This is a genomic window from Zhihengliuella flava, from assembly GCF_015751895.1.
Classification (GTDB): Bacteria; Actinomycetota; Actinomycetes; order Actinomycetales; family Micrococcaceae; genus Zhihengliuella; species Zhihengliuella flava.
This window is the reverse complement of the sequence record NZ_JADOTZ010000001.1, coordinates 2,026,869-2,041,276: the sequence shown is the minus strand read 5'-3', so window position 1 is coordinate 2,041,276 and position 14,408 is coordinate 2,026,869. Positions and strand designations below refer to the sequence as shown.

The following is a 14,408-nucleotide window of genomic DNA, read 5'->3' as shown; positions in this document are numbered from 1 at the left end:
CTGGGTGATCCAGCGCGCGGCGTCGTCGACGTTTTTCCCCATCCTGTTGGTGCTGGCCAGCATCCTGGGCCAGCAGCTCGGCGCGTCCCTAGGTGCCACCCAGTTCGACCGCGTGGGCCCCCAGGGCGTGGTCCTGATGCGCCTGTTGTTTTCCGCTGTGATCATGGTCGCCATCCTCCGCCCCTCGATCGCCCGGCTGGGCCCATCCCAGTGGCGCACCATTATTGGGCTGGGCATCACCATGTCCGGCATGAACCTCATGATCTACGAGGCGTTCAATCGCATCCCGCAGGGTGTCGCCGTGACGATCGAGGCCCTCGGCCCGCTGGCCCTGTCCGTGATCGCTGGCCGGCGGTGGGTCGGCGCGCTCTGGGCCGCGCTCGCCTTCACGGGGATCGTGCTGCTGGGGCGGGACGGATTCTCCGCCGGCGGGCTCGACCCGGTGGGCGTGCTCTTCGCGCTCGGCGCCGCCGCCTGTTGGGCCGGGTTCATCCTGATGAACCGGGAGGCCGGGCGGCACTTCCCCGGCGTCGCCGGGCTGGCGCTGGCCATGTGCGCGGGCACCGCGGTGGCCGCGCCCTTCGGGATCGCCACGGGCGGCACCGAACTGCTCAACCCGTGGGTCATCGCCGTGGGCGTCGGGATCGCTCTGCTCTCCTCGGCCATTCCCTACGGCATCGAAACCCACGTGCTCCGGCTGATGCCTGCGTCGACCTTTGCCATGCTGACCTGCCTCTCCCCCGCGATGGCGGCGCTCACCGCGTTCGTGGTGTTGGGCCAGGCGCTGGTGTGGGTGGACCTCGTGGCGATCGGCTGCGTCATGCTGGCCTGCGCCGGAGCGGTGCGCACGCGCCCACCCCTATGATGGTGTCCATGCCGGATACACCACTTCCCTCGCAACCCCACGGCCTGGCCTGGGGCATCAAGAAGAGCTTCGTGGATTACGTCGGTTCCATCGCGGACGGATCCATTACGGCCCGCAGCGGCGCGCTCACGACGGACGACGGCGGCTTCTCCTTCGGCGTGCATCGCGTAGATCTGGCCGAGGACCTCGCCACGGGCACCCTCGCGTTCACCGGGGACGTGATCCTCTCCGGGCACGACGGGATGATGCACGTGCGCCTGCTGGACCCGGCGATCGACCTGTTGGGCAGCCACGCGCAGCTGACCGTCGCGGCGGACACCGTGGAGGGCACGGAACCGGATCAGGCCCGGATCGTCATCGCCCGCATGTACGCCGGAGGGTTCGCCGATCAGGGCGACGCCCTCGAATGGCGCGCCAGCACCGTTCTGCTCACGGACGAGGGCGCCACGCTATTCGGCAAGCAGTATCCCAGCGGGCAGATGATGGACGAGCTGGTGGCCCGCGTGGCCAAGCCCGCGGCCTAGGACCCGCCCGCCGGCCGGTGGTCCGCTTCCTGCGCCGCCCAGGCCGCGGCCACGAGGCCCTGCACCTCGGCTAGACCCAGTCCCTGGCCCCGTGCGGCCCGCACCAGGCGGTCCGCCTCTACCCAACCGAGCGCGCCGGCGTCGTACCCGGGATTGACGCGCGTGCCCGCGGCGCGGGCGGCGCGCACCAACCCGGCGTCCTCGAGTTCCTTGTACGCCCGAGCCACCGTTCCGGGCGCCACGCGCAGGTCGGCGGAGAGCTGGCGAACGCTCGGCAAACGGGCGTCGGCCGCCAGAGCGCCGGCGCGGATGAGGGCCTCGAGCTGGCTGCGGATTTGCTCCGCCGGGCCCAGCGGGCTCTCGCGGGAGACCGTGATCATGCGTGATCCCGCGGCTGCGGTGCCGCCGTCCCGAACGCCTGCCGCATGCGCCGCACACAGGACGCCGCCAGCAGCACGGCGACCACGGTCAGCACCACGGCGATGGCGAGCATCATGATGGCGGCGGTGAGAAATTGGGGGTCAAACGTCAGGTTGGCCGCGTCGATGGGCTGGCCGACGACGAAGCGCGTGCGCTGCGCCGCGGAGAACTGCGCCGTGGCGGTCATGAGCGCCACCACGGCGGCCTGCGCGGAGATGAACGCGGCGGAGAGCGTGGCCACGGTGTAGGCCACGGCGGCGCGGACGCCGTTGTCCAACCGGAAGAGTCGGTAATCGTAGGGGCGCACCCGGCGGGTGTTGCGCCAGAGCACGATCAGGGAGGCAGCGGCGGCAGCGAACGCGAGCGCCAGAATCACCACGCCGTAGTACCAGCCCGGGTACGGCCCGGTGGCGCCGACGCTCTGCAGTACCTGGGTGACCAGTCCGGATTCGTCCAGCTCCGCACCGCCAAAGGAGCGATACCCGAGCTGGCGGAGGCGGCCGGACTCGTCCTCGACGGACGTGAGGCCCGCCGCAGTCAGACCGAACACCAGCAGGGCCAGCAACGCCCCGGGGAACAGGAAGGACCACTTGGGGCCGAACGTGGTCCACCCCCGGTGCAGCAGGTCCGCGTGGGTCTGCGGCGGGGCGGAGGGTGACGTTGCTGCCGCCTCCGCGGTGGCCGCGTGCGTCACGGCCGAATCCGCATCCGGTGCCGGCCACGGCCACGCGGACCAGGCCACCATAACGGCCAGCCACACCATGACCGGCAGGACGACGACGGGCAGCCCGCCGAGGCGCGGCGCGGCCGCTTGCCAGATCAGGCAGGAGGCCGCGGCGAGGACGGCCACCACGATGAGCCCGATGAATCTGCGGCGCACGTGGCGCAGGAGCTCGGGGCGGTGCCCGTGGCTGGCCCGCCAGCTCGGCTCAATGAGGTCCGTCAGCCGCGGCGTTTGCCGGGACACCAAGCCGCGGAGGATGGCCACCAGCAACACCAGCAACAGCACGCCGCCGGCGATAATGACCAGGGGTGAAAACACGTCCGGCTCCTCAGTGGTCGATGACTCGGAGCGCTTGTATCACCTTGGCAATACAAGCGCTGTGCTCATCCTGACGGGCCGCCGAACTTGTGTCAATCCGATGACACAAGAGGTTAGCCGACCTCCCGGTGGAACCACTCGATGTGCTCGCGCAATAGCTCGGCCGCATCGTCGCCGCGGCGCTCCGCCACGGCCGCCAAGATGCGCCGATGCTGCTCCTTAAGCACTGACGCGACGGAGTCCCACTCGCCGCGTGAGGACATGGCCTCGGAGACGTAATCCCGGATGGACAGGCGCAGCGACTCCATCATGGCCGTGATGACCGCATTGCCGGACAAAGAGGCCAGGACCACGTGGAACCGGGCATCGAGGTCGTGGAACTCTTGGCGGCCGACGCCGTCGTCCTCCATCCCCTCCACCAGACGGGCCGCCTCAGCCAGGATGCCCTCCGCCCCGGCGACCGGCTCCGCAGCGAGCTCACTCGCGGCGCGGGCCGCCCACGTTTCCAAGAGGATGCGCGTTTGCACGATGTCTTCCACGCCCAGCGACGCCGAGGCCACGTGCATGCGCAGCGCCGTGGAAATCCCCGCGGCGGGCTCGGAAATCAGCACGGCGCCGGCCTTCGGCCCGGAGCCCGTGGACGTGCGCACCACTCCCATGACATCCAGAATCCGGATCGCGTCCCGCACCGAGGCGCGGGAGATGCCGTGCTGCTCGGCGAGCGCGCGTTCGCCCGGCAGCTGCTCACCGACCCGCAGGCGTCCGGCGCGCAGGTCGGCCTCGATCGCGTCGAGGACCGCTTGGTACGCCTTGGGCGAGGCCGAACGAGGATGAGTACTCATGGTCTCCCACCTTAGTCTTGGCGCCCGTTCTTGACGCCCCCGCAGGGCCTCGTCACGCTGGGCATGCCGTCACTCGACAGGCCTGATCCCCCGAGGAGTTACACCATGCCCCGACCATTCCCCTTCACCGCCCGCGCTCTCGGAGGGCTGGTGACGCTCGCTCTGGCCCTCTCGCTCCAGCCCGCGGCGGCATCGGCCTCGCCAACCCCAGCCACGCGCACCACCACCGACCTCCGCGACCCGGACACGGACCTCATCCTGGGCTGGGCCTCGCACGACCTCGCCACCATGGAGGCCGAGGAGGCCGCGTTCGGGACGACGAACGACATGCTGTCGACGTACGTCGACTTTGTGCAACAGCCTGACTTCCCCGCCGCGTACGCCGAGGCGGCGCGCACTCGAGGCGCGGCGCTCCTCATTGCCTGGGAGCCCTGGGACTGGGCGGCCGCGTTCGATGAGCAGCCCGAATTCGCCCCGCAGAACATCGCCGCCGGAGCCTGGGATGACCACCTCCGGGACTGGCTCAGCACGGCGCAGACCTACGCCGAGGACCTCAACGTGATCGTCCGCCTTGCCCCGGAGATGAATGACACGGCCCGGCCCTGGTCAGCGCTGCCCGCTACGGCGCAACACCCCGGCTCGTCGCCGTCGGACTATGTGGACATGTGGCGGCACGTCGCGGCCCTGAAAGAGGTGCACGCCCCGGACGTCATGTTGATGTGGAACCCCCTGAACTACGGGGCGGGCCCCGCGCCCTTCGAGGACTATTTCCCGGGGTCCGAGTACGTCGACACCTTGGCCTTGGACGGCTTCAACTGGGACCACGCCGCCCCGGCCGCGCCCGGCTGGCAGAGTCCCGACGACGTGTTCGGCTTCTCGCGCGCCGACGGCCCGATCACCCGCCTCGCGGCACTTGCCGGAGACAAACCGTGGGGCATTGCTGAGGTCGCGTCCGCGCCCGACGATCCCGCGTCCTTCCTCCCGGGCGGTGCGAATTACTCCGCGTGGGGCACGTGGGTCTTTGACTACCCTGAGAACCCGCCCTACGAACAGGTGGCGGACGACTGGGTGACCCAAGAGGGATGGACCCGAATGATGATCCTGCGCGCGGCGGACGCCGGAGCCTCGTTCGTCAATTACTTCCACACCAACAAGGAAACTGACTGGCGCCTCACGGATACCCCGTCCGGGCGAGAGGTGTTCCACGTGCTCGCGGACCGCGCGGGCTAACGGCGGCGGGCACAGCAGCAGGCAGGCGCCCGTGAGCCTACCGACGTCGCTCACGGGCGCCGCGCCTGCCACCCCGGCCGGGTTCACACGCTGGACGCCATGCCGGATCGCCGCCTACTATGGTCAGACCACACCACTTCCGCAACGGAGCAGCATGAAAATCGCACTGTTCGCCACGTGCATCGTCGACGCCATGTACCCCTCGGTCGCCCGCGCCACCGTGCAAATCCTGGAACGCCTCGGCCACGAGGTCGTCTTCCCCGCAGGCCAGGCCTGTTGCGGGCAGATGCACACCAACTCCGGCTACTTCGACGCCGCCCGCAAGGTCGCCGAGAACCACGTGCACGCGTTCGAGGCGGTGGAGTACGACGTCGCCGTGGCCCCCTCGGGCTCCTGCGTCGCCTCGGTGCGCCACCAGCACCGCATGCTGGCCGAACGCGCCGGGGATACGGACCTCGCTGAGCGCGCTGACGCCGTCGGCGCCACCACCTACGAGCTCACCCAATTGCTCGTCGACGTCCTCGGCGTCACCAACGCCGCCGAGCAGCTCGGCAGCTACTTCCCCCACACCATCACCTACCACCCGTCCTGCCACGGCATGCGCCTGCTCCGCCTAGGCGACCGGCAACTGGACCTGCTCAAGACGGTCGGTGGCATCGACGTCGTCGAACTCCCCGACGCGGATCAGTGCTGCGGGTTCGGCGGCACGTTCTCGATGAAGAACTCCCAAGTCTCCACCGCGATGCTCGAGGACAAGGCCGCGAGCATCCGATCCACCGGAGCCAGCCTGTGCTCCGGCGGCGACGCCTCCTGCCTGATGCACATCGGCGGCGGCCTCTCCCGCGCCGGCGACGCTGCGGGCACGCTCCACCTCGCAGAAATCCTCGCCTCCACCATCGATTCCCCTGCGCCCGCCCCCGCGGCCACAGACACGACGACGGGAGCCACGCGATGAGCACCACCTTCATGGGCATGCCGGCCGTGCGGGATACGGCCGGCCACGGAAACTTGCATGCGAGTGAGCCTTTCCCCCAGGCCGCCACCCGGGAGCTGGGCAACGCGCAGCTACGCTCCAACCTGCGCCACGCCACCCACACCATTCGGGACAAGCGCCTCAAGGTGGTCGGCGAGCTCGACGACTGGGAGGCGCTGCGGGACGCCGGAGCCGCCACGAAGAACGCGGCCATGGCCAACCTGCCGGCGCTGCTGGAAGAGTTCGAGAAGAACTTCACGGCCCGCGGAGGCGTGGTCCACTGGGCACGGGACGCGGAGGAAGCCAACCGGATTGTCACCGACCTGGTGCGCCAGACCGGGTCCGACGAAGTGGTCAAGGTCAAGTCCATGGCCACCCAAGAGATCGGGCTCAACGAGCACCTGGAGTCGGAGGGCATCGCGGCGTTCGAGACGGACTTGGCCGAGCTCATCGTCCAACTCGGCGAGGACAAGCCGAGCCATATTCTGGTGCCAGCGATCCACAAGAATCGCACCGAGGTCAAGGACATCTTCCTGCGCCAGATGCCGCAGGTGGACCCGGACCTGACAGACAACCCGCCCGAGCTGGCCATGGCCGCCCGCGCCCACCTGCGCAAGAAGTTCCTCTCCGCCCAGGTGGCCATCTCCGGGGCCAACTTTGCCCTCGCCGATACGGGCACGCTCGGCGTCGTCGAATCCGAAGGCAACGGACGCATGTGCCTGACCCTCCCGGACACCCTCATCACGGTCATGGGCATTGAGAAGGTCCTGCCCACCGCCCAAGACCTCGAGGTCTTCATGCAGCTACTGCCGCGCTCCTCCACCGGCGAGCGCATGAATCCGTACACCTCCGTCTGGACCGGCGTGACGGAGGGCGACGGGCCGAAGAACATGCACATCGTCCTGATCGACAACGGGCGCACCAACGCGCTGGCCGATCAGTACGGGCGCACGGCCCTGAATTGCATCCGCTGCTCGGCCTGCATGAATGTGTGCCCGGTCTACGAGCGCACCGGCGGGCACGCCTACGGATCCACCTACCCGGGCCCGATCGGCGCGATCCTCTCCCCGCTCATGACCGGCATCGAGGCCGAGGACAACGGTTCCTTGCCCTACGCCTCCAGCCTCTGCGGCGCCTGCTACGACGCATGCCCCGTCAAGATCAACATCCCCGACATCTTGGTGCACCTGCGCGGCGAGGACGTGGCGGCCCAGCACCAGCAGCGCAAGCTCCCGAGCGAGATGGACCTGCTCATGAAGGGTGCCGAGATCGCACTGTCCTCTGGCAAGGTGCTCAACCTCATGGAGAAGGCGCTCCCGGTGGGCCGCTTGGCCGCGGGGAGGCAGAAGAAAATCAAGAAGCTTCCGGGCAAGCTCGCGGGCGCGTGGACGTCCTCGCGCGACATCCCGGCCCCGCCCGCCCAGTCCTTCCGGGACTGGTGGAAGAAGGAGGGCCGCGGATGAGCGCGCCAGAGAAGTCGCAAGGCGCGGTGAGTGCCCGCGAGGAAATTTTTGGCCGTATTCGCTCCGCGCTGGCCGATGCCCCGCCGGTTCCGGACGTGCCGCGCGAGTACCGGCGCACCTCCACACTGGGGCCTGACGAACTCATGGACCTCCTCACGGACCGGCTGATCGACTACAAGGCGCGCGTCGACGTCGTCCCCTCCGCCGAGGTCCCGGCGACGGTCGCGGCGCGGCTGTCCGCGGCGGCGTCGTGCGTGGTTCCGGACGGCCTGGACGACGCCTGGTTGGCGGACCTCGGTGACGGGGTGCGGTGCTACCGGGACTCGCGCGAGGCGCCGCTCAGCGTCGAAGAGCTCGATGCGATCGATGCCGTGGTGACGTCCTCGGCGGTCTCCGTGGCGGAATCCGGGACGATCATTCTGGATGGCTCCCGCGCGCAGGGGCGGCGGGCGATTTCGCTGGTGCCGGACCATCACGTGTGCGTGGTGCCGGCGTCGACCATTGTGCAGCTGCTGCCCGAAGCCCTGCCGCGGCTCGACGTCACCAGCCCCCAAACGTGGATTTCCGGGCCGAGCGCGACGAGCGACATCGAGCTGGAGCGCGTCGAGGGCGTGCATGGACCGCGCGTGCTTGACGTGGTGATTGTCACCGACGCGTAGCCGTCCGCCATGTTGCCCCGTTGTCGACGGCGGCAGGCCCGAATTTCCGCGGCAAGCCGCCGGACCTGCCGTCCACAACGGGGCAAAGTAGGCCTAGCCCTCCACATCTCGGCCGGGTGGCCCGGCACCGCCGCGGCCTCGGACCCATGATGAGGGCATGGAACCCGAAGAATTCTTGACTCGCCGGCTCGTGGTGCGCCGCCGAGACTTCCTCGCGGAGGGCTTCACCCCAAGCCAGTACCAACGCCTGCAGCGCGAGCATGACCGCGTGCGGCACGGCGTCCTCGCCCACCGCGAGGCGCCCCCGGACGTGCGCGCCGCGGCCTCGCTGGGTGGCGCGCTCACGTGTGTTTCCGCGGCCGCGCGCCTGGGGCTGTGGGTGCGGCGCACGCCCCGTCAGGCGCACGTCGCGGTGATTCAGGGCGATCCGACGCCGGGCGCAGTGATCGCCCACCGCCGGTACGCAGACCGCGGTATCCGGGGCGCACTCGTGCTACCACTCGCCGAGGTTTGCGCCCACGCGCTCGGCTGCCTGCCACCGGCGGAGAGCATTCCCCTCGTCGAATCGGCCGTGGTGACACTCGGCCTCAGCACCGCGGATGTCCTCCCCCTCCTCGGCACGAAGACCGGGCCGGCCCGCCGGTATCTGAGGCGCGTTCGGGGCACATCGGAATCCATCCTCGAGGTCAACCTCAGGCTGCTGCTGGAGGAACTGGGCGTCCGTTACGTGGCCCAGGCCCACCTGCCGGGAATCGGGCGCGTGGATTTCCTCGTCGAGGGGTATCTCATCATCGAGGCGGACGGCTACGAGTTTCATGGCAACCGGGAGCAGTGGCGCCGGGACATGGACCGGACCAACCAGGCGTCCGCCGGCCACTTCGTGACGCTGCGCTTCCGGGCCGAGCAGATCTGGAATGACCCGGACGGCGTCAAGGCGCAGGTGGCCGCGGTGCTGGCCCGGCTGCGCTAGCCGTGTGCGCCGCATGGCCGGTGGGCGGCCGGCCGGTCACGCGCTGCCACGCGCAGCGTCACGTGGCCGGGCGCCCGCGGCTGCAGTCACGCTCTGCGCCACATGGCCCCGTTGTCCGTGCCGCAGAACCCGCAGAGCGGCACATCGACGGCGACGAAGCAGCGAAGAACGGGGCCAAATGATCGACGCGTCTTAGCCCATCCCCGCAGGTCAGGTGAGGGACCGGACAGCTCGGTTGAAACGTCTCAAAATGGGAGTAGGATAGATGTGTCACAGCGATAGGCATCACACGGCCACGTGATGACGCACGCAATGCGGCGGTTCGGCATACGCTTTGAATCGATTCATCCCATGACTGCAAAGGAGTCGACATGGGCACGAACAACAGCTCCCTCGAGGATCTGGTCCAGCTCTCCAGCGAGGTGACCGGCACCCGCGCGGCGTTCCTGCTGCACGTGCGTCCGGACAAGCTCGCCGAGTACGTCGACGTCCACCAGCGCGTGTGGCCGGAGATGCTGGAGGCCCTGAGCCGCCACGGCTGGCGTAATTACACCCTCTTCCTCCGCGAGGAGGACGGCCTCGTCGTCGGCTATTTCGAGGCCGACGACGTCGCCGCGGCCCAAGCCGCCATGGGCGCCGATCCGGTGAACACCCGCTGGCAAGCCGAGATGGCCCAGTACTTCGTCGAAGGCAGCGTCCAAGAGGCGCTGCTGCCCTACTTCCGACTCGCATAAATCGCTTCCGGGGGCATCGACGCCGCCGGATTCGCACCTGTCCCAAAGGAACCTGATGTCCACCAAACCCAAGGTCACTGGTTGGAAGGCGACCATCGCCGTCGCCATGTCCAACTACATCGAAGCCGGCTCCATCATCGCTCTGGCCACCTCCCTCGGCTTCTGGCAGGAGTACTTCGGCTTCTCCAACCTGATCATCGGCCTCGTCGCCGCCATCAGCGCCAACGCCTTCGGCGCCGCTGTCGGCGCCCTGCTCGGCGGCTGGGCCGGAGACCGCTTCGGCCGCAAGTTCATCTACACCTATGACCTAGTGGTCTACATGCTGGGCACGCTGCTGGTGGTCTTCGCCACCCACCCAGCCATGCTGCTGACCGGCGTGGTGTTGACCGGCATCGCCGTCGGCGCCGGTGTCCCCGTGGCCTGGACCTACATTGCGGAGGAAGCCCCGGCCACGGACCGCGCCAAGCACGTCGGCTCGGCTCAGTTGGCCTGGTCCCTCGGCCCGGCCTTGGTGTTCCTCTTCGCCACACTCGTGGTCCCGCTGGGTCTGCTCGGCTCCCGCATAATCTTTGCGCACCTCTTTGTGGTCGCGTTCATCACCTGGTGGGTCCGGCGCGGCCTCGGCGAATCGAACACGTGGAAGAAGTCCAACGAAGAACGCTTGGCCACGGAGGCGTCCACGGGCATCAAGCGCCGCAACTACCGCGAGCTGCTGCTGAACAAGAACAACGTCAAGGCCCTGCTCTTCCTCACCGGCGTCTACGCCCTCTGGAACCTGGTGGCCGGGCAAATGGGCATTTTCATGCCGCGCGTCTACGAGTCCGCCGGTGTCGAGTCCGGCACGCAGCAGAACCTGCTGCAGGTGCTGCTGTGGACCTGCACGGTGGCCGCCACCTACTTCGGCTTCATGAAGTTTGCGGACCGGATGAGCCGCCGCAAGCTCTACGTCATCGGTGCGATTCTGGGCATCGCCGCATGGATCCTGCTGGTCTTCGCCAACATCACCATGCCGATGCTCATCCTCTTCGCCGTCCTCTGGGGCGTCTCCGCCGGCATCGGCGCCCAGGCCTTCTACGCGCTGTGGGCCGCAGAAATGTTCGCCACCAAGTACCGGGCCAGCGCCCAGGGCGTGCTGTTCTTCGTGGCACGCATCTTGGTGGGCGTGCTCAGCTACTGGTTCCCGACCATGCTGGCCGAACAGGGCGTCGCCTTCGTGGGCGTCATCATGATCGCCCTGCTGGTTGCCGCGATGATCATCGGCTGGATTGGCGCACCCAACACCAGCGGACGCACCCTCGAGGAGATTGAGGCCGAGCGCTACGGCGCCGCACCGGGCGAGGCCCCACAGGCCACCGCCCAGCAGACCACCGCCGACAGGCAGTAAGTCCGGCGGATCGCAAAGCCCCGGTCCCAACCACGCCCCCTTTCCCCTCAGGCTGGTTGGTACCGGGGCTTTTCGCTGCCTGATTTACGGTGCGCTACAGCTGTGAGTCGGCAGGCGCGCAGGCGATGATCGAGCTGGCGCAGCAGATCTACGCCGCGCCGTGACCGTGCGCGGCGCCAAGCGCCCATCTGCACTCACGGCAGTCGCCACGGCCGTGGTCCCATCCACGCGGTCACCCAACACAGAAAGGGCGTGGCCCCCGCACACGTTGTGCGGGGGCCACGCCCCCTCGTGAACAGCCTGAAATGGCCTCCTAGTCCTGTTCCTTTTCGGACGTGCCACGGACATTGAACACAGCGAAACCAAAGAGACCCGCGACGACAGCCGTGATAATGGCCGGTCGAAGCAACGCTTCCGAGGCGCCAGCGATCCACTGTCCTTGGCCGAAGAAGAGCCCGGCGGCCTGGGTCAGTACCAGCCCGAAGGCCAGCACGAGGAAGACGATCATCGCCACTGCATACAGTGAGGTCAGAACCTGATTCATCGTTTGACGCATTTCTAACTCCTAGCTAAGAGGCACGGGCACGACACCCGTGGCAATGAGCACGCCCAGTAGCGTGATCGGCAGCACGTAGTAAATGATGAGCGGGATGAAAGTGCTCTCCGGTTTGGCACCAGTGATACCGCAAGCGACGAAGATCGACCCCGACGCCGGGGGCGAAGCACCCTCGGTCGAGGCAAAAACGAGGAGGGCAATGACGGCCAGAAGCGGATCAATACCGGCGCCCACGAGCGTCACCAGTGAGACCTGACCAACCGCGGACAGCGTCGCCGTTGATGACAGCGGGCCAGCCACCAAAACCACCATGAATCCCACGACGGTGACCAAGAGCCATGCCGGGATGTTCAGGCCCCCGATCACTTGATCAACGTCCGCGGCCAGTCCCAGCCGGTCGAGGACCTGGCTGGCTGCGATCGCGAAATACAGCAAAACACCGATCGTGAAAAAGTGCGGCACGCTATCGCGGAAGAACGACCACCACCCGGCCACGGAGCGCGGCAGTTCGCGCCAACCCACCGCAGCACTAATGGCAATAATCAGGATGGGAATCCACACAATCAGTGAGATCTCGTCGAGAGATTCGCCATAGCGCCCGGTTGACCGCAAAGCATCGGCCAACGGGCCAACCGTTACGAAGATAGGAATCAAAGCGCCGAGGAATATGAGCGTCGAGGTCCAGCCGGTACGCCAGTTCTGCGAGACCGCACCCGCCCCGTTCATAGCATTGGCCGGAATGCCGTCTTTCCTCACGAACCAGAGAGTCAGCAGAATGCGCCACGCCACTTGATAGAGACCCGCCACCAAAAGGGCCACGTAGACCTGGCTCGTCGTCACCATGGACCCTGCGAAGCCAATCATGATGATCATGGATGCGCTTGGCGGAAGCGCGGCACCCAATCCGGCGTTGCCAGCAATGACCGTGGCAGCGCGCGACCGCGTCCAACCCGCCTTGATCAGCCAAGGCCCAGTGATCGAACCTGATGCCGCGGCATTGCCCGTGTTCGAGCCGCCAGCCAACGCACCCATGACACCAGAGGTGACCGTATCGACGAGCGCCGGACCACCGCGGAAGCGCCCCAGTGCCGACGAGAGAATGCCCACGAGCTTTCCAATGACACCGACCTTCTCCACGAAGTAGGTCATAAAAACGAAGGCCGCGGCGGCATACAACACTTCAGATTCTGTGGCTTCTACCAATGACTCCGCAGCAACCGACGGAGCCGCCGTTCCGGCAAAAATGAGCGTCGACAGGAAACCAAGAATCATCGCCTCGCCCATATTGCGTTTGACGATCACGTTCCAGACGACGATGACCGCAACGAAAACGAAGAGTGCGATCAGCGCTGTGGGCATGACGTTTCTCCTGACTCACGCGCCCGCAGGATCTCCCGCCGGCGACGAGCTTCATCCTCGAGGACTGCTTCTCCGCGTGCGGCAAGAGTTTCGGCCTGCGCGCCCGGAATCACGATCACCCCGTCCGCGTCCGCCACAACATAGTCTCCCGGAAGGCAGACAACACCACCGATTGAGATCGGAACATCCACGCGTCCCGGACCGTCTTTGTACGGCCCCGCTGGCGAAACCCCCGCGGACCACACGGGGAAGCCAATTCGGGCTAGTTCTTCGGCATCTCGAACAGCTCCGTCCGTGATAAACGCGCGGATCCCCTTCGACACCGCGCGCTCTCCAATCAGTTCGCCCATGAGCGCTCGTTCAAGATGACCACCACCAGCAACCATCAGGATATCCCCGGGGCGGGCTTGCTCTAGCGCCTGATGGACCGCCGCATTGTCTCCCGGCCTGGTCCACACAGTCAGGGCCCGGCCTGCGACCGCTGGCGCCTCCCATACCGGCTTGACTGCGGAGTGCAAAAGTCCCAGCCGATCACCGGCGTCGCCCAACGCGGCCGTCGGAATGGCCGCGAGTCGAACCGAGAGATCCATCGTCGAATGGGACGACCGCAGATGGTAGTTTCGCGCGGCGCTCGTCATGGGCCAGGCTGACTCGGACCCACCGAGCCCCGCAAGGCTGTCCGACAGTTCCCGCGCGCGACGCGCTGCGTGCAGATGGGTGCCTGTGTGCAATCGCTCGACACCTGCTACCCCATCGGCCAGGGCCTCGGCGATCTGGAATTCCATCCAATCGTGCTCGCCTGCTGCGTCAGCGGCGTCCATCGACTCGCTAATTAACGCGCCAAGGCCTTTCATGAACACGCTGCGCAGCAACTTGCGGCGCGACGCATCGCCCAGAACGTCGCTTATGGCATTCGGGTTACCACCCAAGAGAGTCAGCTGTTGTGCCGCTTCTTCGGCGGCCGAGCCGGCCAGCAAGACTTCAACGCCAACACCCAAACTCCGCACAGACCCGATGACGGCACCATCGACAACGCTGACGTCAGGACGTTGGATGGCGTCGCGGACTGCCTCCTTCAGGGCTGGCGCTCCCGCATTCACATCGATGTAGATCGCGCCACTACGCGCGCCCTGGGCGGCCTCAGTCGCCGCGGTGACCGCATGTGCCGCCGTCGTGAGGCTCAGAATGACGTCCGCCCCCGTGACGGCCTCTGCGACCGATCGGCTGCGCTGAATCCGGGTGTCCACGCTGACATCCGCAGGGTCAAAACCCACCACATCGTGACCACGATCAGCAAAACCCTCCGCGAAGACTCGACCGGCCTCGCCTAGGCCCAATACCGCTACTCGCATAACGAGTGCTCCTATCGTTGGTTGATTGCTACTCT

15 protein-coding genes are annotated in these 14,408 nt (G+C 67.4%); 9 read left to right on the top strand and 6 right to left on the bottom strand.

Annotation, left to right across the window (positions count from 1 at the left end):
- The first annotated feature begins 4 nt into the window (after nt 1–4).
- Both IW252_RS09450 and IW252_RS09445 read left to right on the top strand, forming a co-directional pair.
- Complete coding sequence (locus IW252_RS09450) at nt 5–865, top strand: EamA family transporter (RefSeq protein ID WP_331271502.1); 861 nt, start codon at nt 5–7, stop codon at nt 863–865.
- Between the two features lie 8 nt (nt 866–873).
- A complete protein-coding gene (locus tag IW252_RS09445) occupies nt 874–1,389 on the top strand; it encodes an HtaA domain-containing protein (RefSeq protein WP_196836327.1) in 516 nt (171 codons plus the stop codon).
- Here the strand turns inward: IW252_RS09445 and IW252_RS09440 are convergent.
- From IW252_RS09440 to IW252_RS09430, 3 genes are all read right to left on the bottom strand, one after another.
- The gene (locus IW252_RS09440) at nt 1,386–1,769 is read right to left on the bottom strand and encodes a GntR family transcriptional regulator (protein WP_196836326.1); all 384 of its coding nucleotides are present in this window, start codon (nt 1,767–1,769) and stop codon (nt 1,386–1,388) included. The genes IW252_RS09445 and IW252_RS09440 overlap by 4 nt on opposite strands.
- Nucleotides 1,766–2,851, bottom strand: a complete 1,086-nt coding sequence (locus IW252_RS09435) for a hypothetical protein (protein ID WP_196836325.1) — start codon at nt 2,849–2,851, stop codon at nt 1,766–1,768. Before IW252_RS09435 ends, IW252_RS09440 begins: the two co-directional genes overlap by 4 nt.
- Nucleotides 2,852–2,964: 113 nt before the next feature.
- The gene (locus tag IW252_RS09430) at nt 2,965–3,693 is read right to left on the bottom strand and encodes a FadR/GntR family transcriptional regulator (protein ID WP_196836324.1); all 729 of its coding nucleotides are present in this window, start codon (nt 3,691–3,693) and stop codon (nt 2,965–2,967) included.
- A 105-nt stretch (nt 3,694–3,798) separates the two neighbouring features.
- Between IW252_RS09430 and IW252_RS09425 the strand changes: the two genes are divergently transcribed.
- The 7 genes from IW252_RS09425 to IW252_RS09395 all read left to right on the top strand — a co-directional run bounded on the left by IW252_RS09425 (nt 3,799) and on the right by IW252_RS09395 (nt 11,106).
- On the top strand, nt 3,799–4,923 hold the full coding sequence (locus tag IW252_RS09425; RefSeq protein WP_196836323.1) for a glycoside hydrolase family 26 protein: 1,125 nt from the start codon (nt 3,799–3,801) through the stop codon (nt 4,921–4,923).
- Between the two features lie 154 nt (nt 4,924–5,077).
- On the top strand, nt 5,078–5,878 hold the full coding sequence (locus IW252_RS09420) for a (Fe-S)-binding protein (protein WP_196836322.1): 801 nt from the start codon (nt 5,078–5,080) through the stop codon (nt 5,876–5,878).
- The gene (locus IW252_RS09415; protein ID WP_196836321.1) at nt 5,875–7,359 is read left to right on the top strand and encodes a LutB/LldF family L-lactate oxidation iron-sulfur protein; all 1,485 of its coding nucleotides are present in this window, start codon (nt 5,875–5,877) and stop codon (nt 7,357–7,359) included. The genes IW252_RS09420 and IW252_RS09415 overlap by 4 nt, the downstream gene beginning before the upstream one ends.
- Entirely contained in the window at nt 7,356–8,018 is a 663-nt protein-coding gene (locus tag IW252_RS09410) for a LutC/YkgG family protein (RefSeq protein ID WP_231365977.1), read from the top strand. The genes IW252_RS09415 and IW252_RS09410 overlap by 4 nt, the downstream gene beginning before the upstream one ends.
- 157 nt (nt 8,019–8,175) lie before the next feature.
- On the top strand, nt 8,176–8,988 hold the full coding sequence (locus IW252_RS09405) for an endonuclease domain-containing protein (protein ID WP_196836320.1): 813 nt from the start codon (nt 8,176–8,178) through the stop codon (nt 8,986–8,988).
- A 371-nt stretch (nt 8,989–9,359) separates the two neighbouring features.
- Entirely contained in the window at nt 9,360–9,722 is a 363-nt protein-coding gene (locus tag IW252_RS09400) for an L-rhamnose mutarotase (RefSeq protein WP_196836319.1), read from the top strand.
- Nucleotides 9,723–9,777: 55 nt separating this feature from the next.
- Nucleotides 9,778–11,106 (top strand): MFS transporter, encoded by a 1,329-nt coding sequence (locus IW252_RS09395; RefSeq protein ID WP_196836318.1) that lies wholly within the window; start codon nt 9,778–9,780, stop codon nt 11,104–11,106.
- 313 nt (nt 11,107–11,419) lie between these two features.
- Here IW252_RS09395 and IW252_RS09390 read toward each other — a convergent pair whose 3' ends face one another.
- Genes IW252_RS09390 through IW252_RS13730 form a run of 3 tightly spaced genes read right to left on the bottom strand, consistent with a single transcriptional unit; the run spans nt 11,420 to nt 14,373 of the window.
- Nucleotides 11,420–11,662: a hypothetical protein gene (locus IW252_RS09390; RefSeq protein ID WP_196836317.1), complete on the bottom strand. Its 243-nt coding sequence runs from the start codon at nt 11,660–11,662 to the stop codon at nt 11,420–11,422.
- Between the two features lie 9 nt (nt 11,663–11,671).
- Nucleotides 11,672–13,021 (bottom strand): TRAP transporter large permease subunit, encoded by a 1,350-nt coding sequence (locus IW252_RS09385; protein WP_196836316.1) that lies wholly within the window; start codon nt 13,019–13,021, stop codon nt 11,672–11,674.
- Nucleotides 13,006–14,373, bottom strand: a complete 1,368-nt coding sequence (locus IW252_RS13730) for an RraA family protein (RefSeq protein WP_196836315.1) — start codon at nt 14,371–14,373, stop codon at nt 13,006–13,008. Before IW252_RS13730 ends, IW252_RS09385 begins: the two co-directional genes overlap by 16 nt.
- Between the last annotated feature and the right edge of the window lie 35 nt (nt 14,374–14,408).

Coding starts and splice junctions, on each gene's coding strand:
- IW252_RS09445 (WP_196836327.1), top strand. CDS start 874: ATGCCGGATACACCACTTCCCTCGCAACCCCACGGCCTGGCCTGGGGC.
- IW252_RS09440 (WP_196836326.1), bottom strand. CDS start 1,769: ATGATCACGGTCTCCCGCGAGAGCCCGCTGGGCCCGGCGGAGCAAATC.
- IW252_RS09430 (WP_196836324.1), bottom strand. CDS start 3,693: ATGAGTACTCATCCTCGTTCGGCCTCGCCCAAGGCGTACCAAGCGGTC.
- IW252_RS09425 (WP_196836323.1), top strand. CDS start 3,799: ATGCCCCGACCATTCCCCTTCACCGCCCGCGCTCTCGGAGGGCTGGTG.
- IW252_RS09420 (WP_196836322.1), top strand. CDS start 5,078: ATGAAAATCGCACTGTTCGCCACGTGCATCGTCGACGCCATGTACCCC.
- IW252_RS09415 (WP_196836321.1), top strand. CDS start 5,875: ATGAGCACCACCTTCATGGGCATGCCGGCCGTGCGGGATACGGCCGGC.
- IW252_RS09410 (WP_231365977.1), top strand. CDS start 7,356: ATGAGCGCGCCAGAGAAGTCGCAAGGCGCGGTGAGTGCCCGCGAGGAA.
- IW252_RS09405 (WP_196836320.1), top strand. CDS start 8,176: ATGGAACCCGAAGAATTCTTGACTCGCCGGCTCGTGGTGCGCCGCCGA.
- IW252_RS09400 (WP_196836319.1), top strand. CDS start 9,360: ATGGGCACGAACAACAGCTCCCTCGAGGATCTGGTCCAGCTCTCCAGC.
- IW252_RS09395 (WP_196836318.1), top strand. CDS start 9,778: ATGTCCACCAAACCCAAGGTCACTGGTTGGAAGGCGACCATCGCCGTC.
- IW252_RS09390 (WP_196836317.1), bottom strand. CDS start 11,662: ATGCGTCAAACGATGAATCAGGTTCTGACCTCACTGTATGCAGTGGCG.
- IW252_RS09385 (WP_196836316.1), bottom strand. CDS start 13,021: ATGCCCACAGCGCTGATCGCACTCTTCGTTTTCGTTGCGGTCATCGTC.
- IW252_RS13730 (WP_196836315.1), bottom strand. CDS start 14,373: ATGCGAGTAGCGGTATTGGGCCTAGGCGAGGCCGGTCGAGTCTTCGCG.